The organism is Streptomyces sp. CB02058, assembly GCF_001905505.1.
Classification (GTDB): domain Bacteria; phylum Actinomycetota; class Actinomycetes; order Streptomycetales; family Streptomycetaceae; genus Streptomyces.
This window is the reverse complement of record NZ_LIPG01000007.1, coordinates 303,498-324,309: the sequence shown is the minus strand read 5'-3', so window position 1 is coordinate 324,309 and position 20,812 is coordinate 303,498. Positions and strand designations below refer to the sequence as shown.

General features: G+C 71.0%; 18 protein-coding genes and 1 pseudogene. 9 read left to right on the top strand and 10 right to left on the bottom strand.

Annotation, left to right across the window (positions count from 1 at the left end; genetic code table 11):
- Window positions 1–7: 7 nt before the first annotated feature.
- The 7 genes from AMK10_RS32315 to AMK10_RS32285 all read right to left on the bottom strand — a co-directional run bounded on the left by AMK10_RS32315 (window position 8) and on the right by AMK10_RS32285 (window position 7,588).
- Complete coding sequence (locus tag AMK10_RS32315; protein WP_073752523.1) at window positions 8–616, bottom strand: TetR/AcrR family transcriptional regulator; 609 nt, start codon at window positions 614–616, stop codon at window positions 8–10.
- 185 nt (window positions 617–801) lie between these two features.
- On the bottom strand, window positions 802–2,523 hold the full coding sequence (locus tag AMK10_RS32310; protein WP_073752521.1) for a CocE/NonD family hydrolase: 1,722 nt from the start codon (window positions 2,521–2,523) through the stop codon (window positions 802–804).
- 24 nt (window positions 2,524–2,547) lie between these two features.
- Window positions 2,548–3,486 (bottom strand): MBL fold metallo-hydrolase, encoded by a 939-nt coding sequence (locus AMK10_RS32305; protein ID WP_073752519.1) that lies wholly within the window; start codon window positions 3,484–3,486, stop codon window positions 2,548–2,550.
- 38 nt (window positions 3,487–3,524) lie between these two features.
- Complete coding sequence (locus tag AMK10_RS32300) at window positions 3,525–4,445, bottom strand: alpha/beta hydrolase (protein ID WP_073752517.1); 921 nt, start codon at window positions 4,443–4,445, stop codon at window positions 3,525–3,527.
- A gap of 4 nt (window positions 4,446–4,449) precedes the next feature.
- A complete protein-coding gene (locus AMK10_RS32295; protein WP_073752515.1) occupies window positions 4,450–5,574 on the bottom strand; it encodes an FAD-dependent monooxygenase in 1,125 nt (374 codons plus the stop codon).
- Window positions 5,575–5,608: 34 nt separating this feature from the next.
- Entirely contained in the window at window positions 5,609–6,562 is a 954-nt protein-coding gene (locus AMK10_RS32290; protein WP_073752513.1) for a phosphotriesterase family protein, read from the bottom strand.
- Window positions 6,563–6,613: 51 nt separating this feature from the next.
- Window positions 6,614–7,588, bottom strand: coding sequence for a phosphotriesterase (locus AMK10_RS32285; protein ID WP_073752511.1), 975 nt, complete (start codon window positions 7,586–7,588; stop codon window positions 6,614–6,616).
- Window positions 7,589–8,133: 545 nt separating this feature from the next.
- On the opposite strand from AMK10_RS32285, the gene AMK10_RS32280 reads away from it, so the two are divergent.
- The 4 genes from AMK10_RS32280 to AMK10_RS32265 all read left to right on the top strand — a co-directional run bounded on the left by AMK10_RS32280 (window position 8,134) and on the right by AMK10_RS32265 (window position 12,472).
- Window positions 8,134–8,871, top strand: coding sequence for a hypothetical protein (locus tag AMK10_RS32280; protein WP_073752509.1), 738 nt, complete (start codon window positions 8,134–8,136; stop codon window positions 8,869–8,871).
- A gap of 199 nt (window positions 8,872–9,070) precedes the next feature.
- A complete protein-coding gene (locus AMK10_RS32275; RefSeq protein WP_073752507.1) occupies window positions 9,071–10,486 on the top strand; it encodes a PepSY-associated TM helix domain-containing protein in 1,416 nt (471 codons plus the stop codon).
- A gap of 114 nt (window positions 10,487–10,600) precedes the next feature.
- Window positions 10,601–11,440: a hypothetical protein gene (locus AMK10_RS32270; RefSeq protein ID WP_338014683.1), complete on the top strand. Its 840-nt coding sequence runs from the start codon at window positions 10,601–10,603 to the stop codon at window positions 11,438–11,440.
- Between the two features lie 285 nt (window positions 11,441–11,725).
- Window positions 11,726–12,472, top strand: a complete 747-nt coding sequence (locus AMK10_RS32265; RefSeq protein ID WP_079180952.1) for a sigma-70 family RNA polymerase sigma factor — start codon at window positions 11,726–11,728, stop codon at window positions 12,470–12,472.
- A 35-nt stretch (window positions 12,473–12,507) separates the two neighbouring features.
- Here the strand turns inward: AMK10_RS32265 and AMK10_RS32260 are convergent, their stop codons facing one another.
- Window positions 12,508–12,879: a VOC family protein gene (locus AMK10_RS32260; RefSeq protein ID WP_073752503.1), complete on the bottom strand. Its 372-nt coding sequence runs from the start codon at window positions 12,877–12,879 to the stop codon at window positions 12,508–12,510.
- A gap of 163 nt (window positions 12,880–13,042) precedes the next feature.
- Here AMK10_RS32260 and AMK10_RS32255 point away from each other — a divergent pair, with 163 nt between their 5' ends.
- From AMK10_RS32255 to AMK10_RS32245, 3 genes and pseudogenes are all read left to right on the top strand, one after another.
- Window positions 13,043–13,948 carry a metallophosphoesterase family protein gene (locus AMK10_RS32255; RefSeq protein ID WP_073752501.1) on the top strand — a complete coding sequence of 302 codons (906 nt, stop codon included), beginning with the start codon at window positions 13,043–13,045 and terminating at the stop codon, window positions 13,946–13,948.
- Complete coding sequence (locus AMK10_RS32250; RefSeq protein ID WP_073752499.1) at window positions 13,945–14,625, top strand: 4'-phosphopantetheinyl transferase family protein; 681 nt, start codon at window positions 13,945–13,947, stop codon at window positions 14,623–14,625. The genes AMK10_RS32255 and AMK10_RS32250 overlap by 4 nt, the downstream gene beginning before the upstream one ends.
- Before the next feature lie 54 nt (window positions 14,626–14,679).
- Window positions 14,680–14,970 (top strand): annotated as a pseudogene (locus AMK10_RS32245) (TetR/AcrR family transcriptional regulator); the annotation flags it as partial.
- Between the two features lie 153 nt (window positions 14,971–15,123).
- Here the strand turns inward: AMK10_RS32245 and AMK10_RS32240 are convergent.
- On the bottom strand, window positions 15,124–15,474 hold the full coding sequence (locus AMK10_RS32240) for a tetratricopeptide repeat protein (RefSeq protein WP_073752497.1): 351 nt from the start codon (window positions 15,472–15,474) through the stop codon (window positions 15,124–15,126).
- A 120-nt stretch (window positions 15,475–15,594) separates the two neighbouring features.
- Between AMK10_RS32240 and AMK10_RS32235 the strand changes: the two genes are divergently transcribed.
- Window positions 15,595–16,560, top strand: a complete 966-nt coding sequence (locus AMK10_RS32235; RefSeq protein ID WP_073752495.1) for a pirin family protein — start codon at window positions 15,595–15,597, stop codon at window positions 16,558–16,560.
- Window positions 16,561–16,573: 13 nt separating this feature from the next.
- Here the strand turns inward: AMK10_RS32235 and AMK10_RS32230 are convergent, their stop codons facing one another.
- A complete protein-coding gene (locus AMK10_RS32230) occupies window positions 16,574–17,074 on the bottom strand; it encodes a hypothetical protein (protein ID WP_073752935.1) in 501 nt (166 codons plus the stop codon).
- A gap of 691 nt (window positions 17,075–17,765) precedes the next feature.
- Between AMK10_RS32230 and AMK10_RS32225 the strand changes: the two genes are divergently transcribed.
- Window positions 17,766–20,684 carry an ATP-binding protein gene (locus AMK10_RS32225; RefSeq protein ID WP_073752933.1) on the top strand — a complete coding sequence of 973 codons (2,919 nt, stop codon included), beginning with the start codon at window positions 17,766–17,768 and terminating at the stop codon, window positions 20,682–20,684.
- Window positions 20,685–20,812 lie beyond the last annotated feature (128 nt).

Genomic DNA, 20,812 nt, shown 5'->3' with positions numbered 1-20,812 from the left:
GTCGGAGTCAGGTCAGGAGCTGGGTCCAGCTCTCGGTCAGCTCGTGGAGCATCTGCTCGCGATCGAGCTTCCAGTCGGCGCCGTCCCAGTGCTGGGCGACGTAGTCGAGCTGGGCCATCGCCAGCACACCGCGGAAGTGGCGCTGGTGGGGCTCGAAGCGGTCCGCCTCGGTCAGCCCGTCCTCGACGTCGCTGATCGCCTCCTCCAGCCAGCGCTCGACCAGGTTCGACAGCTCGGGGTCCACGGCCGCGGCGTCCCGGCCGATCCGGATGATCGGCCGGATGGGCGGCCAGCTCTCGGCCGTGCTCCGCAGCCAGGCGGCGATGGCCTCCCGCGTGCCCTCGGCGACGGTGGCGACCAGGTCCTGGGCGGTGGAGCCGTGTTCGGGGGAGCGGACGCGCTTGAGCGCCTCGTTGAGCCGCTCGTCGATGAGCGCCTTCATCAGCTCGCTGCGCGAGGGGAAGTACGCGTAGAAGGTCACCCGGGTCGTCCCGGCCGCGGTCGCGATGTCGTCGACGGTCGTCGCGGCGTACCCCTTCGTCTTGAAGAGGTCCAGGCCGGACTCCAGCAGCAGACGTCGGGTCAGCTGTTTCTGGGCCTCTCGAAGGTTTGCCATGGTCCGATCCTAGACCTTGTGTGTAAGGCAAACACGCACCCAGGCCCCTTCCGGTACGCGGCGGACCGAACCCTGACGTGGCGTAAACCCGCACGTCACCGGCTCCACCGTCGCACCGTAGACGGCGGCCCCGTACCACCGGGAGGTGGTACGGGGCCGCCGGGGCATCGCGGAACGGACCGCTGCTAGTCGGTCGTGCGTACCGTGAACGGCAGCACCAGCCGGGACGGGTGGGCGGCGTCGCGGTAGATCTTGTGCGTGACGGGGCGGCCCACCGGAAGGTGGAAGGCGTCCGGCGGCAGCAGCGAGTTGTGCTCGTCGGCCAGCGGCTCGTCGTTGGACAGCTCCACCACGATGCGGTGACCGGGCAGGAACGTCGCCGCGAACGGGTAGAGCCGCAGCACGTACTCCTCGACCTTCCCGGGCTCCACCGGCACCGAGCGGGTGTGCGGGTGGTACGGGTTGCCCTCGGTGGTGCGGTCGTCCAGCTCGCGGTGCGAGGCCTTGAGGTACCCGGTGGTGATCAGTTGGCGCGAGCCGTCGGGCGCGCTGTCCCACATGCGCAGGATGAAGTTCGTGTCGTCCTGGTCGATCTCCGCGAAGATGTGCGCGGCACCCGTGCCGATCATCTCCGTCGGCTCCTCGAAGGGCGCGGTGCTCCAGCTGAGGATCTCCACCTTGTCGGTGACCGTGAGCGGCGCCTGGTAGAAGCCGTCCGGGGCCGCGTGCTCCACACCCATCGTCTCGGGCTCGAAGGAGAGCTTGCGGCGCGTGCGGAGGTAGAGCGGCTTGTACTCGACGTCCTTCGGCGGCCACTGCCCGGCCGTGACGACCTCGCGCGAGCCCTCGACGAACGTGCTCACGGCAGGCTCGTCCATGATCCCGTTGTCGATGCCCTTGAGCCAGTACTCGTACCAGCGGAACATCTTGTCGTGCTCCTCGACCCAGGGGCGCGACTGCATCGGCGGGTACGATCCGATGTCCAGCTTCTTCGGTCCCTTCAGCACATCGAACAGTTCGATGTGACCGTCCAGGGTCCAGCCGCGTCCCTGGTCGATCTGCAGATAGACCGGTATGTCGATGTTCTCGGCCAGCGTGATGGGGTTGCGCTCCTTGTACCACTCCCCGTCGAACTGGTTCATGACGATGTCGAACCAGAACTCGCGGTTCTTGGGGTACTTGAGCACATGGACCAGATTCGGCCAGGCCGCCACGTCCGGGTCGAGGAGCCGCTCGTCGACGAGCTTCCTGAGCTCCTCGGGGGAGTGGACGTCCTGCATCCGGGACCTGACGTTCGTGTGCGCGATACCGGAGTCACCGCCGCGGCCCTCACGGGCGGCACGCGGCATGAACCACATGATGCCGCCGTGGTAGGTGGTCTCGTAGAAGTCGTAGTGGCCACCGCTGACGAAGATCGCCTTGAGGTGCGGCGGGCGCTCGGCGGCGGCCAGCACCTGCATCGAACCGAAGTAGGAGATGCCGATCATGCCGACGTTGCCGTCGCACCACGGCTGCGCGGCGACCCACTCGACCAGGTCGTAGAGGTCCTGGCCCTGGGACACCCCGCCGAAGTTGTAGTTGCCGATCATCACGCCGCCCGAATCACCGGTGCCGCGCATGTCACCGATGACGTGCACGTAGTCCTCCTCGACCACGCGCGCGATGTCACCGGCCTCGATGCAGCCGTCCCACATCGGGCTGGGGCGCCGCTGCGGAGGCATCGTCAGGGCGAGCGCCTGGAGCTCCTTGCCGTAGGCGCTCATCGCGATCAGAGCGGGCCGCGGCCTGTCCTCGGTGCCGTGGTAGGCGTCCACGGCGAGCTCGACGCCGTCCCGCATCGGAACGTGGAGATCCTTGCGGACGGCGATCGTCCGCGCCCCCGCCCGGATCGACTGGAAGTCAGCCATGAGTGCGAAGCTCCTTGCCCTCTGTCACGAGTTCTGTGTGTGGTGCGTGCGGTAGCCGTGCATCGACGTGAAGAACGGCGACGGCTCGAGTGCGGGATCGCCGGTGTAGCCGAGCTCCTCGGCGACAGGGGCGAAGGGGGAGTAGGGCGAGTCCGTCTCCCGGAGGCCGTCCCGCAGGCAGCGCCCGGCCGCCCGGCTGACCCGGGCCTCGATGTCCAGGCTGCCCTGGAGCGCCTCCCGGGCCTGGGCGGCGTCCAGTTCGACGCCGTACGGCACCCCGTCGGCCGTGCGGTACGGGTGCCCGAGGTAGAGGTGCTGCGGCCGGACCTCGTCGCGGAGGTACTCCAGACCGGCGCGGTAGCCGGCCGGGTCGGTGTAACCGGGGAAGCCGTTGGCCGCCCCGTGCACCTGGACGGCGTCGCCGACGAAGACCGAGCCCTGGCCGTCGATCTCGTAGGCGACCGATCCGGGTGTGTGGCCCGGGACGGAGTGGGCGGAGACGGTGACGCCGTCACCGAGGGAGAGGGTCTCGCCGCCCTTGAGCAGCACGGCCGGCTCCATCTCGCCTGAGATGACCGCCTCGGCCGACGCCGTCACCCGGGCCTCGCCCTCGGGGTCGTGGAGATACCGCCCACGCCCCGCGAGGTACTCGTCCACATGGGCGCGCCGCGAGCGCAGCATCGGGGCGTCCGCCTCGTGGATCACGACCTTCGCGCGTCGGCCCGTGAGCTCCCACAGGGCGTACGCCCCTCCGACGTGGTCGATGTGACCGTGGGTCAGCAGGATCCAGCGGATGTCCTCGACGCGGCGCCCGAGCGCTTCGAGAGCGGGGGCCATGCCCTCGGCGGGCGAGGAGCCGATGCCCGTGTCGACGACGGCGGGCTCGGGTGCGTCGATGTAGAAGCTGTAGAGGCCGAAACGGCCCCACGGCGAGACCAGGGGATGGACTTTCACTTCGTTCATGGCTCTCTCCTTCGAGCTCGTTCGTGGGGCCGTCCGCGTCAGCGGCGGAGGAAGTCGCGCGTCTCGTCGAAGACCCGGTGGTAGTCCGGGATCCAGGAGAAGTGCTGGACGAATCCGTGCCCGGCACCCGCGTAGCGGCTGACCGTCGCGCTCACTCCGGCGTCGTCGAGCCTGCGGCCGTAGAGCTCACCCTCGTCACGCAGCGGGTCGTGCTCCCCCGTGACGACCAGGGCGGCGGGCAGCCCGGAGAGGTCGTCGCGCTTGACCGGCGAGACCAGGGGGTCCGCCGGGTCCGCGCCGCTGTCGACGTAGAAGGCGTTGAAGGGCTTCAGCCCCGCCGTCTCCAGGCCGTAGCCCTCCGCGTTCTCCCGCAGCGAGGCATAGCGGTCGATGTCGAAGTCCAGGTCCAGGGACGGGTAGTAGAGGATCTGGTGCGTGATGCGGTCGAACCCGTCGTCGTGGGCCATCGCCGCGACGGCGGCGGCGAACGTGCCACCTGAGCTGTCACCTGCGACCGCGAGGGTCGTGCCGTCCCACTTCAGGCCCTCGCCGTTCTCCTCGGCCCACCGGACGACGCCGTAGCAGTCCTGGAGACCCGCGGGGAAGGCGGCCTCGGGCGCCCGGCGGTAGCCGACGGAGACGACCTTGAGCCCGGTCTCCTTCGCCAGCGACCGTGCCACGTGGTCGTGGGTTTCCAGGCTGCCGAGGAAGAAGGCACCGCCGTGGAAGTAGACCAGCAGGCCGTACGCGTCGGCCTCGGCCGGTGTGTAGATCCGCACCGGAACCTCGCCGGCGGGGGTCCTGGCGGTCACGTCCTCGACGCCCGCGAGCGGCAGACGCCCCTCCAGTGGAGGGACCTGCGCCTCTTCGCCGGCGCGCATCGCCACCGGGTCCAGCGGGCCGTCGGGCGGGGCCGGCAGATGGCGGAGCACTTCGGCGATCCGGGGATGCAGTGTCATGGTCTCAGTCCTTCGCGGTGGTCGCGGCGGGCTTCTGGCCGGGGAAGACGTCATCGACCTCTTCCTCTGTCCACCCTTGGCGCGAGATGCGCTGCAACTCGTCCGTCACCGGCTTGCGGGTCGCCTGGAACAGGGCCAGCGCCTCCTTGACGGAGTCCGCCTCAAGCAGGGCGTCGGCGAGAGCGCCGCCGTCCATGATCGCGGAGTTCGCGCCCTGGCCCTGGTGGTGCAGCATCGAGTGGGCGGCGTCGCCCACGAGGACGACGGAGTCCGAGTGCCAGGTGGCGACCGGGTCGATGTCGTAGACCGCGCGGACGTTCACCGAGTCCAGTTCGAGGCCTCGCGTGATGTTCACGATCCGCTCGTCGAAGCCTGCCACCGTCGCCAGCAGGTCCTCCGTCGTGACCTTCGGCGACCAGGTGCTGTCCGGGCAGAGGGCGGTGATGTCGAACGACACCTGGTTGCGGTGGCGCAGGGGCAGCAGATAGACCTTCGTGCCCCGGCCTATGTACATCCGGAGGTTGTCGTCGACGACCATCCCGTGGGCGTCGTCGGCCGAGAGCACCGCTCGGTAGGCGTGTTCACCGGAGAACACCGGGCCCTTGTCGCTGAACATCTGCCGGCGGACCACCGAGCGGATGCCGTCGGCCCCGATGACGAGGTCGGCCGTCACCTGCTTGCCGCCCGCGAAGGTGAGCGTCGTACGGTCGCCGTGGTCCTCGACGGTCTCCAGTTTGTGGCCCAGCTGCACCATGCCCTCGGGGAGCACGCCCAGGAGAGCCTCGATGAAGTCGCCGCGGTGGATCAGATGGGTCCTGGTCTCCACGGCGAAGTCGTGGATGCCGGGCCACGCGTCCTTCATGATCGGGTCACCGGTGGCGCTGAGGATCTCGAAGTAGTCGCTCGGCGAGCTCACCTTCGCGATCGCGTCGAAGATTCCCCACCGGCGGAACCGGTCCATGGTGGACGGGCGCAGACCGATGCCGGCTCCGACCTCCCGGATCCGGCTCGCCTGCTCGTACACGGCGACCTTGGCGCCGAGCAGGCTCAGGGCCTTGGCCGCCGCTGCGCCGCCGTACCCCGCGCCGACGATGGCGACGTCCAGGTTCTTCAGGTCTGAGGGCTGCATCTCTCGTCCTTAGTCAGTTCTTGATCGCGCTGAATCAGTTCTTGATCGTGAGGAAGTCGGCGGGGTTGTCGACGAAGATCGTCCTGATGGCGGCCTCGTCGAGCCCGGCGGCCCGGAGATCCGGGATGAGGTCCTCGAAGATGTAGTTGACGGTGTGGCCCTTGACGCCCGGCCAGCCCAGCGGGCTGCAGTTGGCGTCCGCCGACGCGAGCACCTGGCCGAGGTGGCCCTGCCCGATGAACCGGAGGAAGTGGTCGAGGCGCTCCTTGCGGGGGCGGGCCCAGAAGGGCGGGTCCTCGAGCTCGGTCTCGTAGCCGAAGGTGTCGAAGCCGACCCGCCCGCCCTGCTCGGCGATCCAGGTGTCGCGCGTCTTGTCCGCGTTCACGCCGTCGTCGACGTGCCCGAAGAGCACCCGGTCCAGCGGGAGGCCCTCCTCGTCGAAGATGGCGATCGCGTTCTCGGCGTCGATGGCCAGGTGCGTCAGGACGGGGACACCGGTGGCGAGGGCGGCGCGCGCCGCGGCGCGGTAGATGCGCTTGTCGAGGTCCGTCATACGGCCGCCGCGGCTCACGCCGACCTTGATGATGCCGGCGCGGCCACCGGTGTCGCCGATGCCGACGGTGATCTCGTGGACGAAGTGCCGGGCCAGGTACTCCACGGTCGCCCGGGCGAAGAGCGGCAGCGCGGTGTCACCGCCGACGAACCCGGTGCTCGCCACGATGTGCACGCCGGTCTTCGCCGAGAGGGACTTGTAGTAGTCGACGTCGCGGCCGTTGCAGATGCCGGTCGCGTCGACGAAGGTGCCGCCGCCGTACTCGTGGAACCGGCGCAGCTTGGGCACGGTCTCCTCGTACCGCTGCTCCGGGGTCTTCCACCACCGGGTGTCCAGCTCGGAGCCGGGCATGCCGTACCCGATGTGCTCGTGGACGGCCACGATGCCCAGCTCCTCGGCCGGGACCGGCCCCAGGACGGTGTTCACTCTGGACACAACACTCACCTCAGATTGTCGAAGCTCGATGGGGTAGCTGCGGGCGAGGGCTCAGCGCACCGTCAGCAGATCGCGCGGGTTGTCGACGAGAATCCGCCGGACGTCCGCGTCGCCGAGGCCCTGCGCCGCGAGCAGGGGGACGAAGGCCGAGAGGATGTGGCTGTACGGCAGGTCGCGGCCGGGCTGCCCCTTGGCGACACCGATCGCGTTGCTCGACAGCAGGATCCTGTCGCCGTGTCCGGCCTCGGTCAGCTCGGCCACCAGGGCGGCGCGCTCCTTGTCGGTGACGTGGCCGTCGCCCTCCAGACCGACGTGGTCCAGGGCGACGTACGCACCGAGGCGGGCGACCTCCAGCGGAGCGCCGGCGGCCACGGCGTCCAGGCGGTCGAGCCCGCCGACGACCACGCGGCCGGCCGGAAGCTTCTCCTCCAGGACGATCCCGAGGTCGTGCACGGCGTCGTTCCCGTAGCGGACGGAGACCGGGACGCCGGTGTCCAGGGCGGTACGGGCGGCGCCGCGGAACAGGCTCTCGTCGGTGGGGGTCATGCCCTCACGGCTCGCGGTCGTCGCCACGATGCCCGCGCGGCCGCGCCGTTCCACACGCGGGACCACCATGCCCTCGACGACCTCCTTGGTGAAGAGGTCGGCGAACTTCTCCGCCGGCCACGGCGTCGGGGGGTTGGTCTGCGGAGTCAGGAAGTAGCCGCCGAGCAGCTCCTCGGGGCCCATGCCGGTCGAGGCGACGATGTGCACCCCGGTCGTGCGGGAGAGGCTCTCGTACAGCTTCACGTCGCGGCCGTGGAACATGCCGGTGCTGTCGACGATCGTCCGGCCGCCCTTGTCTCGGAAGTCCGTCAGCCGGGCCGCCAGGCTCTCGAAGATCTCGGCGCGGTCCATGGTGACGTCGAACGCGTGCTCCGCCCCCGGTACTACCGACAGCAGCGCCTCGTGGACCGAGACGACTCCGAGCTCGTCGGCGGGGACTGGGCCGAGGACTGTGTTGACGGTTTTGCTCTTGGCGGTCATGTCTGCCTCACGACTCCGGGATGAAGGTGCTTGGCACCCTGTGGCGCCCGTCACCGTAACCCTTCGGTTTACATGGCGTCAATGAAATGTACTCACGATTAGGTCTTTTTGCGGAGGGTGATTCTGGTGGCTGGATCGTCGTCCGGCCGGGGCTGCGAGTGGGGTCTGAGCTGCGCTTTCGTCCGAGGTCGGCCCTGCGGGGCGGACCTGTGGGTGCCGACATCATGAATCGAACGTGTGTTCAGTGATGTCTGTCAGGGGCAGCGGCAGCCGCGCTCGGACGCCCGCGAAGGCGCCGGGCGGAGCCGCAATCGTGTACGGAGCGCACGGGTGCGGCAGCCCGCTCGGGTGTGCTTGAGAGGTGAACCCGAGGGTGTGCGGGGCGCGACTTCGGAGTGTGCGGGACGCGATTGCGGTGAGCCGCGGCTGTGCCGTGTCGAGTTGGCCGACGGGGTGCGACGAACCCGATGTCGGCGGAAACACAACGCCCTCTAGCCTTGAGTGCAATAGTCCATTCAGCCGAGTTGCATACGAAAGGCGACAACATGACGGTTCCCGACAGCACTTCAGGCGGTGTGGCGGCCACAACGGCGCTGCTGCAGGCGGAACTTCCCCGACTCGAGGAACAGCAGCAGACGTTGGAGAAGGACCTCGCGTCCGTCACGGCACGGCTGAGTTCGGTGCGCTCCGCGCTGACCGCGCTGCAGGCTCTCTCCGCCGCGCCTCCGTTGCCGGGCGGTACGGAACCCGTCCAGGACGCGGAGCCGCAGCCCACCGCTCCGGCCGCCGCCGAGGCAGCGATCGTCACTGCGCCCGAAGCCTCGCCCCAGGAGGAGAAGGCCCCTGCCCCGGCCGGGAAGCAGGACGCTCCCTCATCCGCTCGCGGCAAGGCCCGCAAGGGCACCGCCAAGCGCGCGAGCGGAGCGGCCGCGCCGAGGAAGCGTGCCGAGCAGCCGGCGAAGAAGGCCCAGGCAGAGCCCGCCAAGCCCGCCAAGCCCGCGAAGGCGGCGAAGGCGGCGAAGGCAGCGAGCGCGCAGAAGGCCGTGGCCCCCACCGCCTCCGCCCCCGCGGTGGCGGACGGCGGAAGTCTCACCGAGCAGGTCATGGAAGTGGTGGCCGCCTCGGGCCACAAGGCACTGCGTGCCCGGGATGTCACCGAGGCCCTCGGCCGCGAGCTCACCGCGGGCAGCATCAACACCGTGCGCAGCACCCTCGACCGGCTCGTCGCCACCTCCCGGGCACACCGCGCGGGCCGGGGCCTCTACCAGGCGCCGCGCGCGTAGCCGGCGAGGACGGGCCGAGCGACGCGGGCCCTCTCCCGCGTGGACCTGAGCGGCGACCTCGTACGGGCGTCGTGCCCGTCCGGACACACTCCTGGCGTGACAACGGTGAACTGCCGGGAACCACAGCACCCTCCGAGCCGACTACCGGACCGGCCGACCACGGTCTGCCCGCCCGTTTCCGCGCGTGAGGAGAGCAGCCATGTCCGTCGAACCAGCGGTACGCCCGTCCCCCGACGGGCGGGAGACCCGCGACGCCCAGCCACCGGGGACACCGGCCGGCTGGGCGTCGCTCCGGCCGCTGGTGCTGCGGCTGCACTTCTACGCAGGGGTGCTCATCGCCCCGTTCCTCCTGGTAGCCGCCGTGACGGGCCTCCTCTACGCGGCCTCGTACCAGGCCGAGAAGATCGTGTACGCGGACGAACTGCGCGTTCCCGTAGGCACGAGCGAGCTGCCGGTCTCGAAGCAGGTCGAGGCGGCCACGGAGGCCCATCCCGAGGGGAAGGTCAGCGCGGTCCGTCCCTCGCCGGAGGCCGGAGCGACGACACGTGTCCTGCTGTCCGGAGTGCCGGGGGTGAACCCCGACCACACGCTCGCGGTGTTCGTGGACCCGTACACCGGAGAACTGGCGGGGGCCCTCGAACAGTACGGCTCCACCGGCGCCCTTCCTCTGCGCACCTGGATCGACGAACTCCACCGCGATCTGCACCTGGGCCAGACCGGCCGTCTCTACAGCGAACTCGCCGCGAGCTGGCTGTGGGTGATAGCAGGCGGCGGCCTGGTGCTCTGGTTCGCCCGCCGGCGGGCCCGCCGGAAGCTGCGCGGGACGAGCGGCCGTCGGCGCACGCTGTCCCTGCACGGCACGGTGGGAGTGTGGGCCGCGATCGGGCTCTTCTTCCTGTCGGCGACGGGTCTGACGTGGTCGACGTACGCGGGCGCGAGCGTCGCGGATCTGCGTGAGGCCATCGGACAGACGACCCCCGGGGTCTCGGCGGGCGTCGCGTCCGGGGGCGAGCACACCGAGCACACGGGGTCCGGGGGAGCCCCGGGCATGCAGGGCGCGGACGTCGGACTCGACGCCGTACTGGAGACGGCGCGCGCCGAGCGTCTGTCGAACCCGGTGGAGATCGTGCCTCCGGCCGACTCCTCGTCCGCGTACGTCGTGCGTCAGATCCAGCGCAGCTGGCCCGAGAAGCAGGACGCGGTCGCCATCGACCCGGCCACGGGCGAGGTCACCGATGTCGTGCGGTTCGCCGACTTCCCGGTGCTCGCCAAGCTGACGCGCTGGGGCATCGACGCGCACACGGGCGTGCTGTTCGGCCTGGCCAACCAGCTCGTGCTCATCGCCCTCACCTCGGGCCTGATCCTGCTGATCGTGCTGGGATACCGGATGTGGTGGCAGCGCGGCCGGGGTTCGGCCTTCGGCCGCCCGATGCCCCGCGGTGCCTGGCAGAAGGTTCCGCCCCACATCCTGGTCCCGCTCCTGGCGGTCGTGGCAGCCCTGGGGTACTTCGTCCCGCTCCTCGGGATCCCGCTGGCCGTGTTCCTGGCCGTGGACATCGCGCTGGGCGAGATCGCCTACCGGCGCGGCAGGCGCACGTACACGACCGCCGGCTGACGGGGCGGTGCGTGCGGGGCGCGGGCAGCCGAGGGCGGTGAGGCACTGCTGCGCTGCGAGGGGGGTGGGTGCGACGATGGGGCCGCCATGAGACCGGGCCGGTGTTCACGAGCTGTGCGGGCCGCGATGTTCGCGGTCGTCTGCGTGCTGCTCGCTGCGACCGGCCATGTCCTCATGTCGGGAACGGCCGTGTCCGGGTGGGCGATATGCCTCGCGCTCATGGGCACGGCGACGGCTGCCTGGGCGTTCGCGGGCCACGAGCGGGGACCGGCCGCCGTCACCTCGGGCGCCGTCGTCGCACAGGCCGCCCTCCACACGGGGTTCACGCTCGCCCCGTCTCCTGCCGCGGCTTCGCCGCCGGTACCGGTGTCCTATGCGCGCGAATGGGCCGAGCGCCTGTTGTGCGGAGACGGTGCGACCGCGCTGTCCGAACGCGATGCCACCGGCATCGTCGTGGACGCCGGGCTCGGGAAGCTGATTTCACAGGCCCCTCCCGGTGTCGACGCGGGCGGCCACAGCCTCCACGTGATGCACGGCATGACCACCGCCGCGTCCGACGGCCTCGGTCCGGCAGCGCACGGCCTCTTCGGGGCGGCGGGCCCGTCGGGGGCGGGGATGCTCGCCGCCCATCTGCTGGCCGCCGTGCTGTGCGGCCTGTGGCTCGCGTACGGGGAACGGGCCGTCTTCAGTGTGCTGCGTGCCGCCGCAGTGCGGCTCTGGACGCCGCTCCAACTCCTCCTCACGCTCTGGGTGCCCCCGAACAGTCCGCGCCCGCGCGTACGGCGCCGACGCGCGGTGCGTGCCCCGGCGCGGCTGCTGCTCGTCCACAGCATCACCTCACGGGGCCCGCCGACGGGAACGGCTGTCGCCCAGAGCCTCAAGTCCGGTCCTCCGGGGCGGATGCCGGTCACTGATCCGGCTCTCCCCGGTCCCGTCCGGCCTCGAGCGACCTGACCTGGCCCTCTCCGGTCCGATCCGGCCTTCAGTGACCTGATCCGGCCGTCCGCGGCGTGGACGGGTCTCTCCGGTCCGATCCGGCTTCCTCCGGCTTGGTCCGGCTCTCTCCGGTCCGATCCGGCCATCGCCGGACGGGGCCCTGGCGACGGCGGTTCCCCGAGAGCGCCCGGACGTTCCGGCGTGCCTCGGGCACCGGCGCTGCCGTCCGGCAGGCCGTTCCCTTCACCGGCACCCGCCCCCGCGCGGGGCCGGACATCCCATGCCCTTGAGGACTCTGTGGCGATGCCCCCTGCCCAGCACGCGTCTGTCGGCGGTCCAACCGCGCCGACAGAGCACACCCCGGTCTCCGACGCGAGCGCGACCCGGCTCGCGCTCGCCGCGCGGGACGGAGACCCCGCGAAGGCGGACCGCTTCGTCCGCGCCTTCCACCGCGACGTCCGGCGTTACGTAGCCCACCTCAGCGCGAACCCCCAGGCTGCCGACGACCTCACCCAGGACGTCTTCCTCCGCGCTCTCACCAGCCTGCCCTCCTTCGAGGGCCGCTCCTCCGCCCGCACCTGGCTGCTCTCGATCGCCCGCCGCACTGTGGCGGACAGCCTCCGCCATGCCGCCGCCCGGCCCAGGCTCGCCGACCGGTCCGACTGGCAGAGCGCGGCCGAGCAGACGCAGTCGTACGACCTGCCCGGTTTCGAGGAGGGGGTCGCCCTGGACGAACTCCTGTCGATGATCCCGGCCGAGCGCCGTGAGGCCTTCGTGCTCACCCAGCTCCTCGGGCTGCCCTACGCCGAGGCCGCGACGGCCATCGGCTGCCCCATCGGGACCGTGCGCTCACGCGTCGCGCGGGCGCGCACCTCGCTGACGGCACTGCTCCGCGACGCCGAAGCGGGCCCCTCGGCCGACAGCGCCGCGCCTCGGGCGGACATGACGTTCGTACCGGGTGAAGCGGCCCGGACAGCCTCGGCCTCCCGGGGAGCTTCAAGTCCCCTCAGCGATGGGCTTCTTCTCCTCGACCGTCCCGAGCGGCGGTGACGGCACGGATGTCCCGCACACCGCCGTCGGGGAGCTCACGCCTGGCAGAGACAGAACGGATGTCCCGCCGGGTCCGCGTACACGCGGAAGTCGCGCGAGCCGCCCTGGTCGTCGATGTCCAGTGGCGTGGCGCCCAGCGCCAGCACCTCTTTGTGGGCGCGGTCCATGTCCGTCACGTTGAAGTCCAGGTGTTCCTGCTGGGAGTTGCGGTCGCCGCGAGGCCATTCCGGGGGCCGGTGGTCCTCGGCCCGCTGGAAGGCGATGCGTGCGCCCTCCGGGACCTGGAGGATGTACCAGTCGTCGCTGGACCTCTTGACCTCACCTCCCAGAACCGCCTGGTAGAACGCGGCGAGAGAAGGGGGATCGGGGCAGTCGAGGGCGACGAGGGAGTAAGTGGCGATGTGCATGTCCGGTCCTTTCACGAGGTGCTGCGTCGCGGGCTGCCGACCGCGCTGTACACACGCCGCAGACTTCCCCCGAGTCACCTGATCAATCATTGCGGCCGAATGAACGTCGGGCATGTCGAGCAGGGTGCCTCCGAGTGGACCATCAAGACTGTAAATTCGAACAATGAGTCCTATGACTGGCGCCGTCCCTCGCACGCCGAAGGGAGGCGGCCGGCTCCTCGCGGTGAGCGATCTCCATGTCGGCATCGCCGACAACCGTCCCATCGCCGACAGGCTGCACCCGTCGTCCGACGAGGACTGGCTCATCGTCGCGGGCGATGTGGCGGAGCAGGCCGGAGAGGTCGAAGCGACACTCGAAGTGCTGGCGGGGCGATTCGCCCGGGTGCTGTGGACCCCCGGGAACCACGAGTTGTGGACGGTGGACAAGGATCCCCTGCAACTGCGCGGCCGGGCGCGGTACGAACATCTCGTCCAGGTCTGCCGCGAGCTCGGAGTGACCACCCCCGAGGACCCGTATCCGCAGTGGCCGGGTCCGGACGGTCCCGTGGCCGTGGCTCCCGTGTTCCTCCTGTACGACTACACCTTCAGGGCCCCGGGGACGGCGACCAAGGAGGAATCCCTGGCCCGGGCCCACGAGGCGGGCGTCGTCTGCACCGACGAGTATCTGCTGCACCCGGACCCCTACCCGAGCCGCGACGCATGGTGCCGCGAACGGGTCGCACTGACCGAACAGCGGCTGGCGGCACACGACCCCGGGGTCCCGCTCGTGATCGCCGGGCACTGGCCCCTGCTGCGCGAACCCACCTCCGTCATGTGGTACCCCGAGTTCGCCCAGTGGTGCGGCACGGAACTCACGGCCGACTGGCACACACGCTTCAACGTCGCCGCGGTCGTCTACGGCCACCTCCACATCCCCCGTACGACCTGGTACGACGGCGTACGGTTCGAGGAGGTCTCGATCGGCTACCCCAGGGAGTGGCGCAAGCGCGGCCACCCGCGCGGACTACTGCGCCAGATCCTTCCGTACGACGGTGAGCAGCCCCAGGCCGCGGCGGGTGACGGCGCATGATCGAGAAGCTGGTTCCCCAGGACGTCGCGTGCGCGGACACGTACGAGGCGGACGCTCCGCCCGGCAGCCTCTACCCGCAGGAGGCGGAGCTGGTGGCGAAGAGCGTGGAGCGTCGCAGACAGGAGTTCGCGGCCGTGCGCGCCTGTGCGAGACGGGCCATGGCCGGGCTCGGGTTGCCACCGGCGCCCGTGCTGCGTGGCCACCGGGGTATGCCGCTGTGGCCCGAAGGGACCGTCGGAAGCATGACGCACTGCGACGGTTACCGCGCCGCGGTGCTGGCGAGGGCCTCGGAGGTGCGCGGGATCGGCATTGACGCCGAGCCGAACGAACCGCTGCCGCCCGGTGTGTGGGACGTGATATCGCTGCCGTCGGAGCGGAAGCGGACACCCGAGGGTGCGAACGGCACGGCGGTCCACTGGGGCCGGCTGCTGTTCAGCGCGAAGGAGAGCGTCTTCAAGACCTGGTTCCCGCTCACCCGGATCGAACTCGACTTCTCCGAGGCGGACATCAGCTTCGACGGAATCCCGGACGGAACCCCGGGGAACGCGACCGAGGGCACGTTCACCGCCGAACTCCTGCGGACTGCACCGGGCATGCCTGGGTCGTACACGGGGAGATGGCTGGTCGACGGAGGACTCGTGGTGACGGCGATCGTGCTCCGGCCGGGGGAGGACTGAGGCAGAGGCCGGGGGCTGACGCCGTGGACGGATGATTGCCGGGTGAGCCTTCCGGCCGCCCAGATGATCATGTCGTCCACGACCGGCGTCGCGCTGATGCTCGTGTCCCGTCCGGCGGACTTCCCGGACGCCGGCGTGTCGGAGCGCGTGCGCGACGCCGTGCACGCCGCCGTCTTCACGCCGGACGCGCACGTGAGCAAGCTCGTGGACACGGAGGTGCCCTCCACGGTGGCCCGGCTGAGCGCGCTGCTGCGCCAGTCGCACGGGTGTGGGCTGAGCACGGAATCGGCGCTCATGACGGAATGGCTGGACCGGGTGTCGCACGCGGAGCGACGGACCGACTGAGACCGTTGTGGCCATGCGCCATGCGCCGCACGTCATGCGTCGTGCGGCGCTGGCCGCAGGGGCCTGCGCGGTGCTGTGCGGACGGCGCGCACGGCTCCGGGGGCGGCGGGGCCCGCCGCCCCCGGATGTGTCAGCCCTGCGTGGTCGTCGCGGCTAGGACTCCGGTGGGAAGTTCCCGGCCATGGCGTCGGCCAGCCGCAGATGCGGGGCCGCCTCCGCGTGCCGGCCCTGACGCTCGAGGGTGCGTCCGAGCATCAGCCGGGCGTAGTCCTCGACAGGGTTGCGCTCCAGCACCTCGCGCAGTTCCGCCTCCGCCTTGGCGAGCCGCGCCGAGTGGTAGTAGGCGCGCGCCAGCAGCAGCCGCGGCGCCACCTGCTCCGGCGCCTCCTCGACCAGCCCCCCGAGGATCCGGGCCGCGGTCAGGTACTCCTTCGCCTCGAAGAAGAACTGCGCTCGGTCCCAACGGTCGGCGGGCGTACCGAACTCGTAGTACGTCTCGTCCACTTCTCCTCCTCGGCCGGAATGCTTACAGCCGCGTCAACACGGCAGGGTAGTTAAACATTCCACTAAATTTTCGGCGTGGGGACCGGCGCTCCACGGCCGTACGGGAATAGGTTGTGCGCCATGAGCAATCTCGATCGCCAGGCCGCGCTCTCCGTCTGTGGAGGACGGGGCTTCGTCGTCGCCGAACCGGTCCGTGAACTCCTCACCCCGCGCCGTGTCCAGCTCGGCGAGTCCACCGAGGTGCGCAGACTGCTGCCCAACCTCGGACGCCGCATGGTCGGCGCCTGGGCGTTCGTGGATCACTACGGCCCGGACGACATCGCCGACGAGCCCGGGATGCAGGTGCCTCCGCACCCCCACATGGGCCTGCAGACGGTGAGCTGGCTGCACGACGGCGAGGTCCTGCACCGGGACAGCCTCGGAAGCCTCCGGACGGTCCGCCCGCGCGAACTCGGCCTCATGACCTCCGGCAGGGCCATCAGTCACTCCGAGGAGAGCCCGAAGCCCCACGCCAGGTTCCTCCACGGTGCCCAGCTCTGGGTCGCCCTGCCCGACACCGACCGGCATGTCGAGCCGGCGTTCGAGCACCACACCGACCTGCCCACCGTGACGGCGCCGGGCCTCACCGCCACCGTGATCCTGGGCGGACTCGACGGCTCCACATCCCCCGGCACGGCGTACACCCCGATCGTCGGAGCCGACCTCGCCCTGACCGCCGGCGCCGAGGCCAGGCTGCCGCTGGAACCCGACTTCGAGTACGCCGTGCTGTCGATGTCCGGAGAGGCCGAGGTCGACGGTGTCCCGGTCCTGCCCGGATCGATGCTCTACCTCGGCTGCGGCCGTACCGAACTGCCCCTCCGCGCCGCCTCCGACGCGGGACTGATGCTGCTCGGCGGCGAGCCGTTCGCGGAGGAGATCGTCATGTGGTGGAACTTCGTGGGGCGGTCCCACGAGGAGATCGAGCAGGCTCGTGCGGACTGGACGGCCGGCGCCCGCTTCGGCGAGGTGCTCGGCTACGACGGGGAGCGGCTGGCCGCTCCCGAACTGCCGCCCGTGGCACTGAAGCCACGGGGACGGGTGCGCTGAGCAGGCAAGGCGGTCACTCGAGGACGCCGCTGCGCCTGCCCTCCGCGAGCAGGGCCGGTACCAAGGGAGACTTCGCCCCGGGCGCGATCAGCCAGAGCGGCGCGGCGGAGCCGTTCCTGAAGATCTCGATGCGGTGGCAGCCCGTGACGAGTCCCGCTATCACCATGTGTTGCACACCGGTCACGTCCTTCCACGCGACCGAGTCGCGTATCCTCCCGAGGCGGCCGGTGACGGCCACGCCGTCCGTGCAGAGATAGCAACGGTTTACGCCGAGGCGGGCGGTGACCAGGCGCCATAGGTATCTCAAGGCGTACACCGCGACCACGACCGCCGTCGTCGGGATGGCGTTGTCGTTGACCGCGGAGGGATTGACGACCGTGGCGACGAGCATGAAGATCCACAGAATCAGCAGGAATCCCCTCATGACCTGCAGCATGGCGCCCAGAGCCGGGTTGATGACGGCGTAGTCGCCGCGGATCCGGCCGAGCCCAAGACCGGCCACTCTGTTACTCACGGACACTCCCTCGGTCGAATCCGTCTGCGTGCGGATGAGATGTACGGGGTTCAGATTCACGGGGTTCAGATGTGCGTGGTACTGAGGGGCGTACGTTCGTGGCGCGCCGGTGCCTCGAACCGGCAGCGTTCCGAGGGAGTGTGCGGGCGCATTCCCACCAGATCCCAGGCGAGAACTGCCCACGTCGTCGCGCTGAGTCCCCGGAGATTGATGCTGCCAGGATCCGCCCTCGGCGGGCGTCGGTGGAATCACGTACATCCCTGCGTAGCGCATCTCAGGGAAAGCACGGACGCGCGGCATCGCACCTGCTGGAAGGCTGGGGCCAGGCAGGTCGGCCGACACGGCGGAGGCGACCGGCTCAGGGGCGAGGGGGCTTGAGCGGGGACAAGCCCGGGAGGGAGGGGGCAGTGTGGCGGACAGGACGGGGCGACGGTCGCAGGGGCGGCCGTTGCCGGCGCAGCGCCCAGTCCTGTCGAGGCCGGCCGGCCTGGCTGCTCCCCCTCCCTCATCTCGCGGGACGGTGGCGGGGCGGGGAAGGGTACTGATTACTGATCGGCTGATCCGGGTGGAGGTCGCAGCTGCCGGAGACTCCCGGCAGTCCTGTTCCCCGGAAGCCCTTCTCCGGCCGGATGTGCTCCTCCACGGCCGGCTGCCCGACGTGGTAGACATTGCCGTGGAGTTCGCCAGAGGGATCACACAGGCGGAAGCGGCGCTCGGTGCCGCGACGGACCGCTTCGGGGGGCATACGCTCGTCGGCCGCGCGGCCGAGATCGCCCGGCTGGACGCCGTGCTCGATCGCCTGGGCCGGGGGAGCCCCGCGATCGTCGATCTCACGGGTGCTGCGGGAATCGGCAAGAGCCGCCTGGTGGGAGAAGTCTGCCGGCGCGCCCGGCGACGTGGAGCGACGGTGCTCCGGGGTTGGGCGACGGAATACGAACAGCACCTGCCCTTTCAGCCGTTCGCCGATGCCTTAGCCGATGCCTTGGCCGATGTGGACGACCGCGGTCCCAGCGTGGCGTCCGAGCTGCTCGACGCGGTGGCCCCGGTTCTCGGCGGCCGGGCCACAGGGCCGTCCCCCGTGACGGGCCCGCCCCACGTCGACCGCTTTGCCCTCCACCGGTCCACGGCACGGCTGTTGGCGCAGCTCGGCGCGGAGGGCCTGGTGGTGGCGCTGGACGACATGCACTGGGCGGACCCGGCATCGCTGGAACTCCTGGACCATCTCGTCCGGCACCCGGTGCCCGGCCCGGTCGTCCTCGTCGTCGCGCGCCGCGACCGCCAGACCCCGCCGGCGCTCGCCGCTGCGCTGACCCGTGGACTCGACACCGCCTCCGTGCTCCGGATCGACCTGGCCCCGCTCGAGGAACAGGAATGCGTCGAAGGTCTTGCCTCCGACCTGTCGCGTGTACAGGCGGCACGGCTCCACGCCGCCAGCGAGGGCAACCCCCTCTACTTCCTCTCCCTCCTGCACGCCCACCGGGTGGGCACCGCCCAGGGCGGCGCTTCCCCCTCGGCCTCGGCCGGCGACGGGGCCGACGGGCTGCCGGCCGGCCTCGGATCGCTGCTGCTCGACGAGCTGACGCCGCTCACCCCGTCGCAGCGCCGGACCCTGGAGGTGGTCGCCGTGCTCGGAGACCACGCCACACACCCCGTGACCGGTGCCACGGCCCGCCGCACCGGCGCCGAGCTCGACGACGATCTGGAGGCCCTGGCCCGGCGCGATCTCGTGCGCGCAGGGACGGGCGGCCGACTGGTGCTGCGCCACCCGGTACTCCGGACGCTGGTCCACGAGTCCACCCCCGCGTGGCGGCGCGCCGACATCCATCGCGCGGCCGCCGTGGAGCTGGCCCGCGCAGGTGCCCCGGCCGTCGACCAGGCGCAGCACATCGAACGCTCCGTGACGGAATGGGACGCCCGGGCGATCGCCGTTCTGGAAAGAGCCGCGGACGAGACCGAGGCGAAGGCCCCGACAAGCTGCGCGCACTGGCTCGGCGCGGTGCTCCGGCTCCTGCCGGACACGGCCGAACACGCCGTCGAGCGACGCCGGCTGACGTTGAGGCGCGCGCGTGCGCTCGGAGTCTCCGGCGGTCTGCGGGAGAGCCGGGAACTGCTGCACCAGGTCATCAGCGCGTCGGATCAGGACGAGGACGGTGTCCGGACGTCGGCCGTCGTGCTGTGCGCTCTGGTGGAGAGGCACCTCGGACGGTATGCCGAGGCGATCGCCCTCCTGCGCCGTGAACTGAGGAGGAAGCCGGGGCCATCGGCCGCCGAGAGAGTATCGATCGGGCTCGAACTGGGCTCGTCCGCACCGCACAACACCCCCTATCCGCAGGTGCGGGACGAAGTGGCGGGCACCCTCTCGGCAGCCCGGCTCCTCGAGGACGAACCGGGCGAGGCGGGCGCGCTGGCGCTCTCCGCCTTCGGCGAGGCCTACGAGGGCGCTACCGCCACGGCGGCCGGATTCGTGGGCCAAGCGGCGGAGCTCATGGACGGCCTGCCGGACGACGTCCTCCAGCCACTGTGCGAGCCCCTGGCCAGGCTCGGCTGGGCGGAGGCTTTCCTGGGCAGGTTCACCGACGCCGAACGCCACGCCGACCGGGGCCTGGAGATCGCCCGGCGCAGCGGGCAGGTCTACCTCCTGCCGCTCCTGCTGCTGTGCAAGGCGCACGTCCGGATCCAGACGTGCCGACTGCCGTCGGCACGGCAACTGGCCGACGAGGCGGAGGACATCGCACGCGGCATCGGCAGCGGTGAACTGCTCGCATTCGTCCTGGCCAACAAGGCACAGGTCCTCATCGTGGCATCCGCGCCCGGTGACCCGGAGGCACTGGCCGTCGCAGAGGAGGCGGTCGCTGGCATAGGGCCCCGCGACAACTGGCGGGCCTCCATGGCCTGGTGCATGCTCGGCTACGCGGCACTCACCGGCGGCGACCCGCACCGAGCCCGGGACGCCCTGCTGCGGGCGGGCGGCGACCATCTGCACGGCCTGCAGCCCTCGATGCGCCCCCTGTTCCTGGAGCTCCTCGTCACCGCGGCCCTGCTCACGGGGGACATAGGCTCCGCATTCGCCTGGGCCGAGCGGGCGCGCAAGGAGGCCGACCTGCTCGGGCTGCCCCTGCAACGTGCCTCCGCGCTGCGGAGCGCGGCGCAACTGTCCCTGCACGGTGGCGACCCGGCCACGGCCGCGACCCTGCTCTCCGACGCGGCCGAGGAATGCGCGAGGTCGGGCGCGGTCTTCTGGGAGGCGCGATCGCTGCTGATCGCCGCCCCGGTCCTCACGGCCGCCGGGCTCCCGGCCCGTGGTGAGGCGGCGCTCGAGAGGGGACGCCGACTGGCCACGACCGGGGGAGCGCACCTGCTCGCCGGTCTGGCGGCGATGGCGGGGGCGTCCGCACCCCCGGAGCGCCCCGGCATCCCGCAGCAACTGGTGTCCTTGACGGCACGTGAACGGGAGGTCGCCGAACTCGTCGCCGAGGGACTGACGAACCAGGCGATCGCCGACAGGCTGTACCTGAGCCCGCGCACCGTCGAGACCCACCTCTCCCGGGTCTACCGCAAGACCGATGTCACCTCCCGTGCCGCGCTGGCCGCGCTGATCGCCCGCTTCTGAGCGTGTCTCCGCGGCCCCGGGCGGGCCAGGGCCGCGGACCGGCCGCCCCCTACCGCGGTGCCTCGGTCCAGTGCCGGCCACCAGTGAGGCCCGGAGGCATCGAACCGATCGCGCGCCGCAGCCGTGGT